The 16652-nt window shown below is 45.8% G+C and carries 16 protein-coding genes; 3 read left to right on the forward strand and 13 right to left on the reverse strand.

The features are described 5' to 3' along the window. Window positions 1–12 precede the first annotated feature (12 nt). Entirely contained in the window at window positions 13–1989 is a 1977-nt protein-coding gene (locus AC1VOR_RS00495) for a GTP-binding protein (protein WP_482615058.1), read from the forward strand. Window positions 1990–2090: 101 nt separating this feature from the next. On the opposite strand, the gene AC1VOR_RS00500 is transcribed toward AC1VOR_RS00495, so the two are convergent. Further along, window positions 2091–2270 carry a small acid-soluble spore protein H gene (locus AC1VOR_RS00500; protein WP_018753937.1) on the reverse strand — a complete coding sequence of 60 codons (180 nt, stop codon included), beginning with the start codon at window positions 2268–2270 and terminating at the stop codon, window positions 2091–2093. A 187-nt stretch (window positions 2271–2457) separates the two neighbouring features. Between AC1VOR_RS00500 and AC1VOR_RS00505 the strand changes: the two genes are divergently transcribed. Together AC1VOR_RS00505 and xerS are read left to right on the forward strand one after the other, a co-directional pair. Then, the gene (locus AC1VOR_RS00505) at window positions 2458–3063 is read left to right on the forward strand and encodes a YdeI/OmpD-associated family protein (RefSeq protein WP_482615060.1); all 606 of its coding nucleotides are present in this window, start codon (window positions 2458–2460) and stop codon (window positions 3061–3063) included. A gap of 120 nt (window positions 3064–3183) precedes the next feature. Then, window positions 3184–4263: a tyrosine recombinase XerS gene (gene xerS, locus AC1VOR_RS00510; protein WP_482615062.1), complete on the forward strand. Its 1080-nt coding sequence runs from the start codon at window positions 3184–3186 to the stop codon at window positions 4261–4263. A gap of 195 nt (window positions 4264–4458) precedes the next feature. Here the strand turns inward: xerS and AC1VOR_RS00515 are convergent, their stop codons facing one another. The 12 genes from AC1VOR_RS00515 to AC1VOR_RS00570 all read right to left on the reverse strand — a co-directional run bounded on the left by AC1VOR_RS00515 (window position 4459) and on the right by AC1VOR_RS00570 (window position 16261). Next, window positions 4459–5079 (reverse strand): hypothetical protein, encoded by a 621-nt coding sequence (locus AC1VOR_RS00515; RefSeq protein ID WP_482615064.1) that lies wholly within the window; start codon window positions 5077–5079, stop codon window positions 4459–4461. 172 nt (window positions 5080–5251) lie between these two features. Then, complete coding sequence (locus AC1VOR_RS00520; RefSeq protein WP_482615066.1) at window positions 5252–5980, reverse strand: glutamine amidotransferase; 729 nt, start codon at window positions 5978–5980, stop codon at window positions 5252–5254. A 52-nt stretch (window positions 5981–6032) separates the two neighbouring features. Then, complete coding sequence (locus AC1VOR_RS00525) at window positions 6033–7343, reverse strand: ArgE/DapE family deacylase (RefSeq protein WP_482615067.1); 1311 nt, start codon at window positions 7341–7343, stop codon at window positions 6033–6035. An 11-nt stretch (window positions 7344–7354) separates the two neighbouring features. Next, the gene (locus AC1VOR_RS00530) at window positions 7355–7864 is read right to left on the reverse strand and encodes an ureidoglycolate lyase (protein ID WP_482615068.1); all 510 of its coding nucleotides are present in this window, start codon (window positions 7862–7864) and stop codon (window positions 7355–7357) included. 27 nt (window positions 7865–7891) lie between these two features. Next, entirely contained in the window at window positions 7892–8917 is a 1026-nt protein-coding gene (locus AC1VOR_RS00535; protein WP_482615070.1) for an autoinducer 2 ABC transporter substrate-binding protein, read from the reverse strand. A gap of 5 nt (window positions 8918–8922) precedes the next feature. Further along, the gene (locus AC1VOR_RS00540) at window positions 8923–9873 is read right to left on the reverse strand and encodes an ABC transporter permease (RefSeq protein ID WP_482615071.1); all 951 of its coding nucleotides are present in this window, start codon (window positions 9871–9873) and stop codon (window positions 8923–8925) included. Continuing rightward, complete coding sequence (locus tag AC1VOR_RS00545; RefSeq protein WP_482615073.1) at window positions 9870–10832, reverse strand: ABC transporter permease; 963 nt, start codon at window positions 10830–10832, stop codon at window positions 9870–9872. Before AC1VOR_RS00545 ends, AC1VOR_RS00540 begins: the two co-directional genes overlap by 4 nt. Next, window positions 10829–12340, reverse strand: a complete 1512-nt coding sequence (locus AC1VOR_RS00550; protein WP_482615075.1) for a sugar ABC transporter ATP-binding protein — start codon at window positions 12338–12340, stop codon at window positions 10829–10831. Before AC1VOR_RS00550 ends, AC1VOR_RS00545 begins: the two co-directional genes overlap by 4 nt. Before the next feature lie 135 nt (window positions 12341–12475). After that, window positions 12476–13393, reverse strand: a complete 918-nt coding sequence (locus tag AC1VOR_RS00555) for a ribokinase (RefSeq protein WP_482615076.1) — start codon at window positions 13391–13393, stop codon at window positions 12476–12478. A gap of 16 nt (window positions 13394–13409) precedes the next feature. Then, window positions 13410–14423 carry a LacI family DNA-binding transcriptional regulator gene (locus tag AC1VOR_RS00560; protein ID WP_482615078.1) on the reverse strand — a complete coding sequence of 338 codons (1014 nt, stop codon included), beginning with the start codon at window positions 14421–14423 and terminating at the stop codon, window positions 13410–13412. A 489-nt stretch (window positions 14424–14912) separates the two neighbouring features. Next, the gene (gene hfq / locus AC1VOR_RS00565) at window positions 14913–15128 is read right to left on the reverse strand and encodes an RNA chaperone Hfq (protein ID WP_482615079.1); all 216 of its coding nucleotides are present in this window, start codon (window positions 15126–15128) and stop codon (window positions 14913–14915) included. Window positions 15129–15223: 95 nt separating this feature from the next. Further along, a complete protein-coding gene (locus AC1VOR_RS00570) occupies window positions 15224–16261 on the reverse strand; it encodes a stalk domain-containing protein (protein ID WP_482615080.1) in 1038 nt (345 codons plus the stop codon). Window positions 16262–16652: the final 391 nt, after the last annotated feature.

Here is a 16652-nt window from a genome sequence, read left to right on the forward strand (position 1 = left end):
GCGGGATAGATAATGAAGAAAACGATCGGACTGCTTGCCCACGTGGATGCAGGCAAGACTACGTTTGCCGAAGCACTGCTCTACCATACGCAAACAATTCGCAGCCGGGGGCGGGTCGATCACCGGGATGCTTTTCTGGATAGTCATGAGATCGAGAAAGCACGGGGCATTACCGTCTTTGCCGACCAAGCGGAGATGCGCTATGGGAGCACGACGTATTATTTGCTGGATACCCCAGGGCACGTCGATTTCTCGGCTGAGATGGAGCGAGCCTTGCAGGTGCTGGATTATGCAGTGATTATCATCAGTGCGGTGGAGAGCGTAGAGGGACATACGGAGACTGTATGGCAATTATTGCGCAGCTATGGCATTCCGACGTTTCTGTTTATCAATAAGATTGACCGTACAGGTGCGGACCCGGAGCAGGTGCTAAGCGACATCCGCCAGGAGCTGACTCCGAATGTGCTGGATTTACGCGGTTGGAGCTATGAGGAACCGTTGCAGGATACCCAAAAAGCCTGGATGGCCGAGCGAGATGACAAGCTGCTGGGAGCCTATCTGGAAGGAACCCTGTCTGACGAGGCCTGGCGTGCGGTATTGATCAGGCTGATCCAGGAAGGGCAGGCGTTCCCTTGCTTGCAAGGGTCTGCGCTACTGGATCAAGGCATTGCAGAATTCCTCAAAATGCTCGATAACTTGACGGTAACCACCTATGATGGGGAACTTCCCTTCGGCGGGCGGGTACACAAAATTCGCTATGATGAGCAAGGGACACGGATTACCTTCATCAAAGCACTGCAAGGAAGGCTAAGCGTCCGGGAACTCCTGGAATATGGGCCGAAGACCGACCGCCAGAAGGATAAGATCACATCTATCCGTAAGTATAATGGTGGAGGTTACGTTCAGGCGGAACAGATGGAGGCGGGAGATTTGTTTGCTGTGACCGGACTTGGTACAGCGGCTCCCGGTGAAGGCTTGGGTGCATGTCTAGATACGTTGGACACAGAACTGACTCCGACCCTGCAATCCCGTGTGGGGTTTGAGCCACCACTTCATATTAAAGAGGTGCTTGGGGTATTTCGTCAGTTGGATGCTGAAGACCCAACCCTAGGTACTCGCTGGGATGAGGCGCTGCAGGAGCTTCATGTTCATGTTATGGGCAACATCCATTTAGAGGTATTGCAGCAGGTGCTGCTGGAGCGATTCGGCATGCGGGTTACCTTCGGTGCTCCAGAAATATTGTACAAGGAGACCCTAGCCGGACCTGTATATGGGTATGGTCATTTTGAGCCGCTCGGTCACTATGCAGAGGTTCATCTGCGTCTAGAGCCTGCGGTTAGAGATAGCGGTGTTATCTTCGTCAATGATTGTCATCCGGATGATCTTGTCACTGGCTATCAACATTTGGTGGGTCAGCATGTCCTGGAGCAGGAGCATCATGGCTTGCTGACAGGTGCGCCGCTAACCGATGTGACGATTACCCTGTTAAACGGCCGGGCACATCATAAGCATACCAGCGGGGGAGACTTCCGCGAAGCTACGTTCCGTGCGATACGTCAAGGGCTTGAGCAAGCCGAGAATGTCCTGCTTGAGCCGGTGTATCATTTCAGAATTAAGGTTGGCCTAGAGTACCTGGGCAAAATTTTAACTGATATTCAGCAGGCACACGGCCGTTTCGAAGCTCCGGAGACCTCCGAGTCCATGGCAAGTATCACTGGAGTCGTCCCAGTAGCAACCTTCATGAATTACAGTACGGAGTTAGCTTCGTTAACACACGGAAAAGGCGCGTTATCGTTGAAATTCGGTGGATATGAGCCTTGTCATCAGGCAGAAGAGGCCATCGCCCGACGAAATTATGATAAGAACGCGGACCCGGCCTATACCTCAACATCCATATTTTGCGCTAAAGGTCAAGGTTATGCTGTGCCATGGGATGAAGCAAAGAGTCATATGCATGTAACGGTGCAGAATAACAAGAGAAATAGTTAAATGGATTGACAAAACATAATAAATGTTATGTTAACTTTATTGCGAAGGGATTAATTGAATGACAATAGGAGGGACGCCACCCGGCATCGCCTCCTATTGGTTTACAGTTCGTGTAGTTGGGAAAGAGCGACCTCTTGTTCATTTTCAGGTTGACCTAACGGATAAATTCTTGCAGTTTTGTTTTGTTCGTCGACATGCTGAATATAGATAGGAACTCCGTCACAAGTTACTTCAACCATAGTAGGGGAAGCAACGATGTCTTTGGCTCGCTGGCTATTCATGGATTCATTCCTCCAAAGTTGTATTGTAGGGCATGCTTTAGGTTATCCGGCCCAATCTAGCTCTATGCGCGTGCTATCGTTGTGTTATAATAAAGCCCGATGTTTGATGAAATCATGCTCTGACCCTTATAATTTCATGACATGAATTAATGGTTATTATAATTTGATTGACGGAGGTGCAACAGTCATGGAAATTCACAACTTGCTCAAAACAGCATCGCGAGAAGAACTGAGGCACTGGCTGGAAGAACACGCGGCAACGGAGAAAGCCTGTTGGGTTATAGTTAGCATGACTCCAGTTCCGGACAAGCTTTTATATCTGGACGTGGTTGAGGAAGCATTATGCTTTGGCTGGATTGATGGGATTAAGAAGAAGTTGCCGGAAGGTGATCTGGCACAACGGATATCTCCCAGAAGTAACAAAAGCTCATGGACGGAATTAAATAAGGAACGCGTGCGCCGTCTTGAGAATCTGGGACTGATGAGAGAGCAGGGCAGGCTAGTGCTCCCGGATATGGACCCGAACTCTTTTGTCATAGATAAATACGTGTTGGAGCAACTAAAATCGGATGATCAGACCTATCAGAATTTTTTGGCATTCCCGAACCTTTATCAGAGAATTCGCATTGACACGATTCAAAGCTACAAAAATCAGCCAGACGTATTCCATAGCAGACTTGAGAAGTTCCTGAAGTATACTCGCGAAAATAAAATGTATGGCCAATGGCATGATGGTGGGCGGTTATTAGAAAATGGATGGTTGAGACAAAACGAAGTGAGGTTTGTAGACTGAAGCTTGATGGAAGGAGTGATGATCTGATGAGATCATTTCATATTTATTATTACGTAAAATAATAATTTGACGAATAATTATACAGTAATTATAATGGAACTATCAGGAGGTGTGCATTTTATGGATAAAGCCGCTAAAGCACATTATATGAGCCGTATTGACGATAAGCTGATTGATTTGCCTTGGTATGTAAATGAATACATAGATACGCGTAAGCGGAAATTATCGCACACCACGCTGCTGAATTATTGCCACGACTTTATTATTTTTTTCGATTGGCTGGTGGCTGAGAAGTTTGTGGCCCCTACTCGCAAGGACGTGGAACTATCAGTATTAGAGAAGCTGACGGTTCGTGAGATCGAAAGCTTTCTTACTTATCTGGAGTATCAGCTAAATAATTCTAAATATACGATTAACCGCAAGCTATCGGCGTTAAAGTCTCTATTTGATTATTTGCAAAATAAGGCGGAAACCGAAGCTTTAGAGCCTTATCTTACGCGAAATGTGATGGCCAAGATTGAATTTAATGCCATGAAGGAAAGTCAGGAAACCATTGCTAATCGCATCGAAGGCAAGATTCTCCGTTCAGATGATTTTGAATTGTTTCGTCAGTTTGTTGCCTATGATTTTGGCGTTCAGAACCGCGATAATAAACGACTTTTCGGGTTTCATGAGTTCAATCGGGAACGTGACACGGCTATCGTCTCATTAATTCTTGGCTCCGGACTCCGGTTATCGGAAGTTGCCGGGATAAACCTTGAAGACCTGGATATGAATAAAGGCCAGGTGCGAGTCATCCGTAAAGGTAACAAGGAGCAATACGTTTATTTCAGTCAGCAGGCATTGGCGGATTTGAACGATTATTTGATCATCCGTGAGTCCAGGTATAAGCCGGAGAAATCAGAGACGTTTTTGTTTATGGCAGCGCCAATCGGGCGTAAAGGCTTGAACCGGCGATTAACACCACGAGCCATTGAGAAGCTGATCGAGAAATACGCAACAGCCTTCGGAAAGCCGGCACTGACCGTGCATTCCTTGCGACATTCCTTTGCGACAAGATACCACCAGGAGAACAATGATGTGCCACGGCTGAAGAACCAACTGGGCCACGCCTCTATCCAGACTACGATGATCTACACGCATCTTACAGATGAAGAGATGAGAACGGCTGTAAATAATATGGATCAAATTAAAGAATAGAAAAGACGGAAGACTAACATTAATAAAAATGTATAGTCTTTTCTATTTTACTTTTTACTTATGACTATTTCACAAAACCCGTATTTTGTACATATGTTTTTTACATACCTTTAGTACAATAAAAAGCACGAATAACATCAACGTTACTCGTGCTAAGGCATTCGACAAGTTTCCTAAGTATAAGACGGCTTAAGACTAAATGTTGCTTTCAGTTCCTTCAGGTAGATACAATCTAGGTGTATTATTTTCCTTATTATATTTTTCGATTGAACTAATTTCTTTTCTAAATTCTTTGAAATCAAATCTTAAAGTGCCAGCCTTATTTTCAATATAACTATTGGACTGATCTGCAATGATAAATTTACCTTGGGATTGACCCACAATATAGTATCCAAATTCGTCTTTATCGGTTCTTGATCCCTTATTAGCACTTAGAAATACAATAACTTCCTGATTAATTTGTAAATCTGGATTCATTGATTTATCAAGTTCATAAATCATATCCTCCGTTTCTCCACCGTCTACTCGTATTTCTACAGTCTCTCCAGGATTTCCTTTAAAAACGTTTTGTACTTTAATTGTAGTGTCTGTTGCAGGGAATCCTTCGAAATTCTTTTGTACTTCCTGTGAAATAACCGTTCCAGATATAATGACGTCTGATTCGTTTACAAGCTGATTTTTATCAAATTTTACGATTTGAATATTTGATTGGATCATTATTTGAGAATTAGCTGGAACAGCTTCTTCAATAGAGCTGGCACAACCGGTTGTCATAATTGCAATAATAATAAATGAGAAAAAAGTGATCCGCTTCATAATGAATCCTTCCATTAACTATTGGTACTTAAATTAACGTAAGAGCAGCGATAATGTTGCAGTTCTAGATCTGGAAAAGAAAACCCAATCCCCTCGGGATTGGGTTTCTATCATAACTAATAGCCGATTAGATCCGTACCACGTACCAACTCAAGAACGGCCCCGTCTTTACCTATTTCAAATATTTAATGAGACCCGACCAAAAGGCCGAGTAATGCTCCCATTCCATGAATTCCATTGAGCCCCAGTGAGGTGAGCAATCGCTGGCAAAGGCTGCGGTCTTCCCTTCCCCAAAGGTGCCAACCGTAAGGATGGCATCCTCTTGATGGCCAAGTAACACCTTAGCTTCTGGTTTGGCAGTGAGCTTATTATAACCTAATAGCCGTGGCCATTCTCCAAAGTCCACCAAGGGATGCGACTGTGTCACTGTAGGAGCAAAGCCTTGCGGCATTTCAACCCGATCATCCCCTTGCTGCATAACGACCGGTAGTACGTCGGATAACACGGTATTGGCATAATTCGCCTTGCCCTCAATGCCCATGAAGGTCAAGTAACCGCCAACCATCAGCAGTCCTCCCCCTTCAGCGACAAATTGTTGAATATGATCCAGGGCATTCGGGATAATCTCCATTTGATAGAAGGTTGGGTTCTGTAGCAAGAACGTATTCGCGCCTACATCACTAATTACAATGGCATCATAAGCTTTAAGCTCTTCTAGGGACTTGGGAAAACGAACCTGAACCTCATGGGCCGGCATATAGGTAACCTCAATCCCCTGCTCTCTCAAGCAAGACAATAAATAGGTCGCTCCTTCTTCATACTTTGTTGATGTAAAGCTATCATATCCCTTGGTATGGATCATATGAACCACCCAGGATTCCCCTACAAATAATATTTTCATGTTGGTCTCCCTCCGCGTTTTCGCTTCGCATGTAGATTGGACTATTGCCGAATTAAGCTTCCTCGACCCCGCACCAGTCGATCGTCGTTTTTGCTATCATCTTCACGGCTTGAATGAGTTCCTCTAAGGGGATGAATTCGTCGCTGTGATGGGCCAGACTTGGATCGCCTGGGCCAAAGTTAATCGTCGGAATGCCTACATTAACAGGCCAACCCATGTCCGTATGGAAGCCCAGGCCCTCAATAATGCCTTCTTCCCCAACCGCTTTTAAGGACTGTACACACGTCTGGACAAAGGGATGAGCTACGTCCGTTTCTGCGCAGTCCGCATCCACCATCCATTCTATTTCTGGCAGATGCTCACTTAACCAAGGGTCCTGCATGGCTGTCTCGCGTATAAATTCGATTAATTCCTTCTTCACATTCCCCCCGACCAGCTTTTCATCACGCTCTCTCGGCAGATACTGTGCGTTAAATACGATTTCTGCTTCATTAGCGAAGGAGGTTGGGTACTCTCCGGCATTCAGTTGAGCCACATGCACCTGGCAAGGAATCGACAGATAAGGGTGTGTCTTGGTCGAGGCCCAGCGTTCATTCAAACGGTCAAAGGCTTCAAGTATAATCCGTGCCTTTTTGATAGCATCTACAGCTCCTCCATCCTTCCAGTCCGCTTGCGGCATCTCAATGTGTCCACTGCGCCCTTGAATGCGGATTTTCCCCCACAAGATTCCTCTGCACAACGGCGCAATAGTAAGCGAGGTAGGTTCTGTCAGAATGCATGCATCGGTTCGGTAGCCATGGTGGATAAAATCCAGCGCGCCCATTCCGCCCGCCTCTTCATCAACAACCGTTCCCACTACGACAGGTCCCTTCAATTTCAAGCCGCTGCGAAGCACAGCTTCCACGGCCATAATCATGGCAGCAACGCCGCCCTTCATATCCACGGTACCGCGGCCGTACATCTTGCCGTCAATGATTGTCCCCTCGAATGGGTCAACGGACCACTTGGACCCTGCCATCACCACATCGATATGTCCGAAGAGCAACAGGGATTTGCCCGCTGTTCCCTTTCCGAAGGTCCCGGCTAAGTTAGGGCGTCCTGTAAAGTCTCTTCCCGGATAATACCCCGCCATGCCTTCATATTGCGTTAGCTCATCACTATCAGGCTCCCACATCTCGATTTCTGCACCGAGTCCTGCGAGTTTACTTGAGATGAATTGCTGTAGTTCCTTCTCCTTGGAGGGAGCAGGTTCGTCAAAGAACCATGGATTAACGCTGGGAATTTGAATGAGCTGCTGTAAAAATGTAATAATTTCCTCCTGGTGCTCGTCAATCCAGTTCATTACTTGTTGTTCATGCGTCATGTGCTTCTCCTTTACTTGAATCGAATAGTATCTCCATTAGTGAAATCGACCCATGGGTTAATCATCTCATCGCCAAAGGCATCCTTCTTCTTCTCGATGGCGAATAGATAACGGGCATCTGCAGATGCCGGGTAAGCTGGACTATGCCAGACCCCTCGGTTGATAACGATGGCTTGTCCGGGTTTAATAAGGAAGCACTTCACAGTATTTGAATCTGGCTGCTCCTCTGGATTGCTGATATCTTTGCAGAGAGCCACCGGCTGGATAATCTCCCGATCAAAGGTGAGTAACAATTCTTCCCGGCTCACATGCCGCTCCATAGCCGATACGATGAACTCACGTTGTCTGGTCTCTACGAGGCCAAATCCAATAGGTTCTGATACGTCCAGCATTTGGATATAGCTCCAGCAATCCCAGCCATCTCCCTCTTTGGAAGGGGCAGTCGCCGGAATATCAACCACTTTACCGTATGGGGCAAAACTTTCAGAGGATAATTTCTCTATTTGTACTTGAATTTCCATAGTTATTAGCCCTTTCAGCAGCCAGAATTAAAAATCGAAGCTGTCCACATTTTCATTTGTTATTTCAAGCATGCCGATAAAAACATTGGAGCCATCTACCTTAACAGCCCCCACATTCGGAATTTCCATGCCATCCTGAATCTCATTGCCCTGAGCTAATTGATCCAGAACATAGACGGTAGTATAAGCAAGCTTGCCTGGGTCCCAAATAATACTCGTCTTCATCGTATCGTTCTTGATGTAATTCTTCACTACGCTCGGAACAGCAATGCCCGTAATAGCGACCTGACCTTGCTCTAATGTCCCTGCGTTTACGGCTTGCTCAACAACCTCAGCAGCAGCCGGGGGTTCTCCACCCGCAAAGCCTATAATTCCTCTTAAATCCGGATAAGTCTGGATCAGGTTCTGGGCATTGGCGTACGCTTTCTGCTGATCATCATCACTGGATACGGTGGTGACCAGTTCGATGTCTGGATAGTTAGCCGTAAAATAAGCCTTGGCTGCATCGGATTTGGCAATTTGGTTTTGTGAGCCCAGTCCGGCAACCATGAACGCCACCTTGCCCTTTCCACCTATCTCTTCACCAATGGTTTTTGCCAGAAGCTCGCCAATCTCTTCGTCCGTGGCAGGTGCTACGTAATACTGACGGTCTGTGTCTGGAGCATCGCTGTCCCAGGTAACAATTTGTACATTCTGATCTTTTGCTTTCTTGAAGACGGGACCTACTGCTTTAGCATCGTTGGGAGATACACCGATTCCGCTTACCTTGCGTGTCAGCATATCCTGTATCATATTGATCTGCTTCGAGGAGTCTGCTTCAGTAGGTGCATTAAATACCACCTCTACTTTTAAATCTTCGGCAGCCTGTTTGGCGCCTTTCTCAGCGGCCGCCCAATAAGCAGGACCTATCGATTTAGGATTAATGAAGTAGGTTTTTGCTCCGGAAGCAGGAGAATTCCCACCTGTACCCGTTTGTGTATTTGCAGAATTGCCGCAAGCAGCCAAGCTCAATGATAGTAGACCTGTCAGTAATGCCAATGTTGTTTTTTTCATAGGATTCACTCTCCACTAAATTTTTTATTGCTTACTGCAAGCAGTAGTAACGCGCCTAAGATAACGGCTTGATACAATACGGAAACACCTAGCAAATTGAGTCCATTTCGCAAAAATACAATAATCAGTAACCCGACAAAAGTTCCGGTAAGGCTCCCCCTCCCTCCAAAAATATGTGTACCTCCTATTAAAGTAGCTGTAATAACATCCAGCTCTATATTGGTACCTGATGTCGCTTCGGCACTGGCCAGCCGCGATACCAGGAATACACCCGCAATGGCCGAGAACAATCCGCTTAGCATGAACAGAACGAATCGAATACGAGTGACGGATATACCCGAATAACGCACCACTTCCTCGTTATTACCGATTCCGTACACATAACTGCCAAAACGCGTTTTGTTCATGAAGAAATTAGCGATGAGAAACAGAATGACGAGTACGATGGCATTGAAGGGAATTCCGGCAATATATTGTTGACCTAGAAAGTAGAAGGAATCCGGAAATCCACTGATGGGCCTGCCCTCATTCATGACGTATACGAGGCCGCGAAGCATGACCAGCATCCCTATGGTGACGACGATGGCCTGCATTTTGTGTCTTGCAATAAGATAGCCATTAATAGCACCGCATACCAGACCTGTGAACAAACCAATCAATACACATAGCCAGATGTTCAGGCCGTTTTCAAACCCAACGCCCATGGCCACCGCAGAGAAGGCAAGGATGGAACCCACCGATAAATCCATGGCTCCCGAAATAATGATTAACGTCATCGGTATAGCAATGAGCCCAACCTCTACCATCTGATTCAGGACATTCATGAAATTTGTTACAGAAAGAAAATAGGGAGATAAGAAGCTAAACAAGACCAGAATGAACAATAACAGGAGCAATTGAACGATTAGTTTATTGGTCCGAAGTGCAAGTGGTAACCGATCTATCCACACTCTCATATTAAATCCCCTTCCTTCCCCTTGGATTGCCTTGCTCTTTGCAGGGTATTAATGACGATGGCGAGTATAATCAGGAACCCCGTCGCCGCATCCACCCAAAACGGAGATACCTTAGCTATAATCAGGCCATTCTTCACGATGCCCATGAAGAGAACGCCAAGCATAGTTCCTGCAATAGTACCTACTCCACCGAAAATGCTCCCTCCGCCAATCAACACCGCAGCCATGACCTCAAAGGAGAGCGAATTGCCCGCCGTTGACGCCTGCACGCTTCCCACCTTGGCGGCGAATATGACCGAAGCAATGCCCACCAGCATCCCGGTAAAGACATACACCATGAATTTCGTCCGAGCTGCATTGATTCCCGCCAGCTTTGCGGCAGAAGAGTTGCCGCCAACCGCATAGATTCTTCGGCCTGTACGGCTATAGAGCAGGAGATAAATGAATATAGCGATTAAGAGTATGGCAACCAGTAGAGGAAATGAGATGCCCATGAACGTGCCTTGTCCAAAAAAGCGAAAACCTGGCGGGAAATTGTTCATCCATGTTCCCCCGCTGATGCCAACGGCTATTCCGCGAAATATATACATCGTAGCCAAGGTAACAATAATATCCGGGATTTTTCTGTAGGCTATAAAATATCCATTCACCATGCCGCAGAGAACGCCGATGCCAATGCCCAGCATAGCGGCTACCCACGGGGGCATGCCATGATTCAAGAATATCCCGACCGAGGTCGCGGTTACAGCCAGAACGGAACCCACGGATAAATCCATACCTCCCAGCAAAATGACCATCGTCATGCCAATCGCTACGATAAACATGGAGATATTCTGATCCAGAATAAGCCTGAAATTATCCAGTTGGAAGAAGTCGGGAGTAACGAGGGAAAATAAGACAATAACGAGTAAGGTAAAAATTAGAATGGGTGCTTCGTGTACACCGAGCAAACGTTTCATAACACGTCTCCTTCCATACGGGGGTGGGATGCTCGCTGCAGCAATTGTTCCTGATCGGCTTCACCGTGGGCAAATGCGTGTACGATATCGCCTTTATATAACACCAATATTCGGTCGCTCATCCCGAGCACCTCAGGCATTTCAGAAGAGATCAGCAGGATGCTTAACCCCTCTTCGGCCAGCTTGTGGATGATGCTATAAATCTCGGCTTTGGCTCCTACGTCCACGCCGCGAGTAGGCTCTTCCAATATAAGAATATCGGGCTTGGCAGCAAGCCATTTGCCAATGACAACCTTCTGCTGATTGCCTCCACTTAAATAGTCTACGGCTTGCTCATCATGGGGCGCTTTGATTCTGAGCTTGTTCATATATTCACTGCTCACCTGCTGAATGGCCGTATTGTTCAAGGCCAGACCTTTGGATAAGCTAGGTAACAACGTAAACGTAATGTTCTTGCGTATAGACATCGGCTTGATAATTCCCTGACGGTGTCTGTCCGGCGGGACATAGGCCAGTTTATGCTCTTTGGCATCGCGGGGCGTAGCGATCTGAACGGGCTTGCCATTTATAATGATCTCCCCAGTGCCACGCTTAAGACCAAATAGACGTTCAGCAACCGTGTGAGAACCGGAGCCTGGAATTCCAAACAGACCGAGGATTTCCCCTTTTCTGAGTTCAAAATTGATTTTGTGTTCGGCATCTAATGACAGATCTTTTACCTTGAGAATGGCCTCTTCGTCATGTGGCTGCTGGCGAATTGGATACAACTGCTGCACTTCCTTGCCGACCATCATTTGAATCAACTGTGGCTCTGTGACTTCATCAATGCTTTTAGTATCGATTTTTTGTCCATCTCTAAGCACGGTTACCTTGTCCGCAATTTCAAATATTTCCTTCATCCGGTGTGAAACATAGACGATGGCTACTCCCTGTGATCTCAAAAGATGGATGACTTCGAACATTTTTTTGACTTCATTTTCAGGAAGGGCAGCAGACGGCTCGTCCATAATTAACACGTCGGCTTTGAACGAGAGTGCCTTGGCAATTTCAACAACCTGCTGGCTGTGTACACCAAGATGACGCACCTCCTGCCGGACATCCAAATCGCTGCCCCCGATCGAATTGATCAGCGCTTGTGCCTCCTCTATCATCTTGGACCACTTTATGCGGCCGAAGGGTCCAGTCATTTCAGGGCGATCGATGAAGATATTTTCCGCTACGGAGAGATTCGAGAATAAGTTGAACTCCTGGTGGATGATAGATACACCTTGACGCTGGGCATCGAGCGTACCGCGGAAGGCAACCTCCTCCCCCTTGAGCCTGATCGTACCTTGTGTAGGAGCGTATACGCCGGAGAGGATTTTCATAAGTGTGGACTTTCCCGCACCATTCTCACCCATTAAGGCGTGAACTTCCCCTGGAAAAAGTTCAAAATCGACCGATTCCAAGGCTTTTACCCCGGGAAACTCTTTGCTGATGCCTTCCATCGTTAATACAGGTCGATTCATCTAAACCCCTCCTCTGCATATTTTGGATAACTTTAACAAGACCAAGCGTTAATAGATCAAAGTGCAAGGTTGTGCGACACTCTTCCTGACGAAGAATGTCCTTGTAGATCTATATGTTTTTTGCTTCACCTTGCGTTATGTTGCTACTTGATTAAGGAAGGAACGAATGCTGTTCTGGGCAGGTATGGAATCATAGGCACCTGCAGTGGATACTGCCAGGGCAGAAGCGGCGGTTGCATAACGAAGACTTTCCTTGAGCTCAGTACCCGCAAAATAGCTGGCAACGAATGCTCCAATAAATGTATCCCCGGCAGCGGTAGAATCGACCGAAGACACGGAAAATGCGGGAGTTGCAATCCAATTTCCGGACAGATCCAAGTAGACTGATCCCCGGCTACCCAGTGTTATAATCACATGCTGAGTGCCTTGCTCCAGTAAGTATTGAGCCGCTTGACGAGCTGAATCGACATCATGTACTGGCACCCCGGCCAGTTCCTCCGCCTCCACCTCGTTGACAATGAGATAAGTAATTTGACCAAGCAGGTCGCGATCAAAGTCGGTCATTGGACCCGGATTGACACACACAGGAATCCCTGCTTCGCTAGCCAATTGGAGCACCTTGACATTCACTCTTCCGGGAATTTCATTTTGCAATAAAATCACATCGTAATCAGACCAATTGATCTGCATCATATCTTGTTCTTCATATCTATAATTTGCTTCTGGAGAAAGAATAATGCAGTTCTCTCCTGCGCCATTTATCGTAATGAGAGCCATTCCGGTTGTCCCCTGCTTCGCTACGATATGCTGTGTATTAATCCGGTCTTTCTTTAATCCTTCAAGTATATTCCCCGCAAAAACATCTGTGCCAAGCGCTCCTGCCATAGCTACCTTGGCGCCGGACCGGGAGGCAGCGCAGGCCTGATTGGCTCCCTTTCCGCCAATGTGAAAGCCGGTACCCATGCCATGAATGGTTTCACCTGGCTTTGGAAGCTCTCCCACCTTTGTTACAATATCCATGTTCATGCTGCCTACAACCAGAATGTTGGACATAGCCTTCTCCTATCTGCTAGTTCAGCTTTTTAACGGACCCACGTTTGATGAGTTCTACGTCAAGCACGACCTTCTTCATTTTGGATGGATCATTCGTACGCCCCTTAATCTTCTGAATGAGAATCTCCGTGGCGCTAACCCCCATCTCCCTGGTAGGTCTGCTTACAATAGTTACGCGAGGCTGAACAAATTGAGCTAGCTCATTATCATCAAAGCCGATTAAAGAAATATCCTCGCCGATCACCAGGTTCAAATCCCGAACCGCCTTGATTACGCCCGTGCATATCACGTTGTTCGCTGCAAAAATTGCGGTGGGTGGTTGCTCGGAACGCATAAGCTCGATGGCAAATTGATATCCATCCTCCCCCAGCCACTTTCCTTGCTTGTGGTATTCCGGAGCGGGCTCGATTCCACTCTCGTGCAGTGCCTGGTGATAACCCCAATAACGATCCTTGCCATCATTAAAATCATGAGCACCGTCAATGATCGCTATTCGTTCATGCCCAAACTCTACAAAATGCTTGACCGCCTCATAAGCCCCACGAAAGTTATCAATAATTACGCCATCATGTCCACAGTCATTGATATAACGGTCCACCAATATGGCAGGTTTGCGAATATTTCTATAAAAGTTAGCTTCCTTATGAGTCCCGATCAAGATGATTCCGTCAACATTTCTTCCGAGAAAACCCTCAAAGAACTCTTCCTCTTCAGCCTCATCCCCGTAGGTGGAAACTACCAGCGTTGAATAGCCTTCCTTCTTGGCTGCTTCTACCGTGCCACCAATAACAGCCGTGTAAAACGGGTTCTGGATGTCTGGCACAACCACGGCAAGCATATGAGTTCGCTTATTAACCATGGATGCGGCCATTGCATTAGGTACAAAGTTGACTTCTTCAATAATTTTCAGAATTTTCTTTCGCGTAGTTTCGCTTACCCTGTCCCGTCCGTTGATCGCTCGCGACACGGTGGCCACTGAAACATTAGCTAATCGAGCGATGTCCTTAATCGTGATTTCTTTGTCTTTCATCGTCCCACCCTTGTCATAACGTTTACGCAAAACTCAGTCATACAGCCATAAGGATTTGTAGAGAAATGTTTCCTCTTTTGCAAAAACGTTTACTCAATTTCTGACTTCATTTTAGTACAGCTTTTCCGGGATTACAATAGCTTAATTTAAAATAATTAAAATAAAAACGCTTACAAAATAAATATATAACATATATACGTTAGGTATTTGGTATTAATTGGGATATGAATGAGCTAATTAATCGATTTATGTCATGTTTAGTTACATGTAATATGTTGGTCATCCGTTTTAATCGCAAGATGAGAAATGTGCAAAGTGTAGATTGATTTCGAAGTAAATGAGATGTAAAAACGTTTACGCAAATAATGTTCTATATTTTGGAATTATCTAACCTTCACCGTTTTCATCGATTTAGCTTAGTCCACTGTAGCATGGAAAAAAGGCCTGCCAGCCGATAACGACTCGCAGGCCTTTTTTATGCGGTTAGATTTAACCTTGTACGATGGTGGATACGGCATGTTTGTATACCATACTCTGCTTCCCTATTTGCGTATGAACCAAGATCACAAATTTATCAAAAGCCGCAATCTTTCCCTTAATGGGAACACCATTTTTCGTAATGATCGTACAAAGAGCTTGTTCCTTTTTTAAACTGTTTAATAGTTTGTCTTGATTAATATCGAATTCTGATTCATATCTGGGCATTTCACTTCTTCCTCTCTCTCTGTCTAATAAGGATATCTATAAGTTCTTATGCCCATTGTAACATAGGGATGTCCATTGAAGCATGATGTCTATCATTAATTGCTTTGCTCGGTTGTATCGATACCAATAGTATTTGTTGCTGCCTCAAAGGTAATGGTGATGCCCATAGCATCTGCTAGATCGCGAAGCTTGAAGTAGTTGTTGCCCCCAATGGTATAGGCGGTCAATTGCACCTCTTCTTCATCCAGGTAGAGTTTGGCTGTGGATAGAGTGGCCTTCTTGGCGGCTGGTTTGCTCGATACCACCAGTTCTCCGCCTTGTGGAGTATAAGTCTCGCCAGAACTTAAGCTGATGGCATTGTGCTGCCCGTCCCAGCCCACTTCAAACCCTTTCTCAGTCCCATTTACAGCCATAGCGATATCGCGCAGCTTAAAGAACGTATTATTGTTAATGTTGTAAGCTTCGAAGGCAACCTGCTTCCCATTCACCAGCACTTTGGAGACTGAAGGGTTAGCTGTAGCCGTCTCTATCGGTTTCACGGCAGGATTTGCAGGTGGAGAAGCCGGTTCGGTGACAGAGGGTTCAGGGGTCTCTTGCTGTTCAACGGGGAGTGTGAACTCAGGCTCTGCAACAGGTTCTGTCGGGGTTCCCTCAGATACTAGGTAAATGATATTACTGGTTTGTTCGCTTTCACCAAAGCTGAATACATAGTACACAAATCCGCTAAATCCACCATAGCTCTTGGAGAGCTTGACGGTGGCTGTCTGATTGGCAGCAAGCTCATTTACCATTTCCTCGGAACCGTCGATGGTCCACAAGAGAGCTCCCCCGTAGGAACCATCCACGCTAAAATAATCAACTATGGCACGCATTTTTTCCTTGGGCGTAAATTTGATTTCGGCCCCTTCCTTCACGAGAACGATTTCATATTTTTCTGCCGCCAGAATGTCTCTGAAATTTTGGTTATCATCATAGTCTTCGATTTCAATCTTCTTGGATTGAGTCCCTGTCTTACCGGATAAGGTATAAGTGTACTTATCGGCAGGCACCTCTGCAGCAAATGCAGGAATTGAAATGCAAAGCAGCATGATGGCAGAAAGCATGAATGCCAAAGAAACCTTCGTTTTTTTCATGAAACAGCCTCCTAAATTAAGTTTATAATCGATCGTGAAACTTGTCACAAATCATAGCTCTGCTTTTTCTATGGAGTCAAGGACAAATCTTCTCTCTACCAAAAAATAGGTGCATCTATGAAATAAATGTGTCTACTTATCGCAGACTTATACCATAATCATCCATAATTGGGGTTTACTAAAGATACAAGCCTTGTTAGAATTTATTTGAAGGCGCGATCTCCTTTCATGAAGGTGAAGAGACATTTTATGAAAAGAATTGTATGCGCTATCTTTGTGAATTATGGTATCTTATGTAATCTCTTGATCGTCGCGCTGGAACCTGGATGTACTTTGAATAGAAGGAGTGATGCTCGGAGGTTGGCATGGAAGGCCGTGTTCCATCTTTGGT

The sequence above is a fragment of the Paenibacillus sp. 1SOY10 genome (assembly GCF_056836745.1).

Coding starts and splice junctions, on each gene's coding strand:
- AC1VOR_RS00555 (WP_482615076.1), bottom strand. CDS start 13,393: ATGTCCAACATTCTGGTTGTAGGCAGCATGAACATGGATATTGTAACA.
- AC1VOR_RS00540 (WP_482615071.1), bottom strand. CDS start 9,873: ATGAGAGTGTGGATAGATCGGTTACCACTTGCACTTCGGACCAATAAA.
- AC1VOR_RS00515 (WP_482615064.1), bottom strand. CDS start 5,079: ATGAAGCGGATCACTTTTTTCTCATTTATTATTATTGCAATTATGACA.
- AC1VOR_RS00505 (WP_482615060.1), top strand. CDS start 2,458: ATGGAAATTCACAACTTGCTCAAAACAGCATCGCGAGAAGAACTGAGG.
- AC1VOR_RS00550 (WP_482615075.1), bottom strand. CDS start 12,340: ATGAATCGACCTGTATTAACGATGGAAGGCATCAGCAAAGAGTTTCCC.
- AC1VOR_RS00530 (WP_482615068.1), bottom strand. CDS start 7,864: ATGGAAATTCAAGTACAAATAGAGAAATTATCCTCTGAAAGTTTTGCC.
- hfq (WP_482615079.1), bottom strand. CDS start 15,128: ATGCCCAGATATGAATCAGAATTCGATATTAATCAAGACAAACTATTA.
- AC1VOR_RS00520 (WP_482615066.1), bottom strand. CDS start 5,980: ATGAAAATATTATTTGTAGGGGAATCCTGGGTGGTTCATATGATCCAT.
- AC1VOR_RS00570 (WP_482615080.1), bottom strand. CDS start 16,261: ATGAAAAAAACGAAGGTTTCTTTGGCATTCATGCTTTCTGCCATCATG.
- AC1VOR_RS00535 (WP_482615070.1), bottom strand. CDS start 8,917: ATGAAAAAAACAACATTGGCATTACTGACAGGTCTACTATCATTGAGC.
- AC1VOR_RS00545 (WP_482615073.1), bottom strand. CDS start 10,832: ATGAAACGTTTGCTCGGTGTACACGAAGCACCCATTCTAATTTTTACC.
- xerS (WP_482615062.1), top strand. CDS start 3,184: ATGGATAAAGCCGCTAAAGCACATTATATGAGCCGTATTGACGATAAG.
- AC1VOR_RS00500 (WP_018753937.1), bottom strand. CDS start 2,270: ATGAATAGCCAGCGAGCCAAAGACATCGTTGCTTCCCCTACTATGGTT.
- AC1VOR_RS00560 (WP_482615078.1), bottom strand. CDS start 14,423: ATGAAAGACAAAGAAATCACGATTAAGGACATCGCTCGATTAGCTAAT.
- AC1VOR_RS00495 (WP_482615058.1), top strand. CDS start 13: ATGAAGAAAACGATCGGACTGCTTGCCCACGTGGATGCAGGCAAGACT.
- AC1VOR_RS00525 (WP_482615067.1), bottom strand. CDS start 7,343: ATGACGCATGAACAACAAGTAATGAACTGGATTGACGAGCACCAGGAG.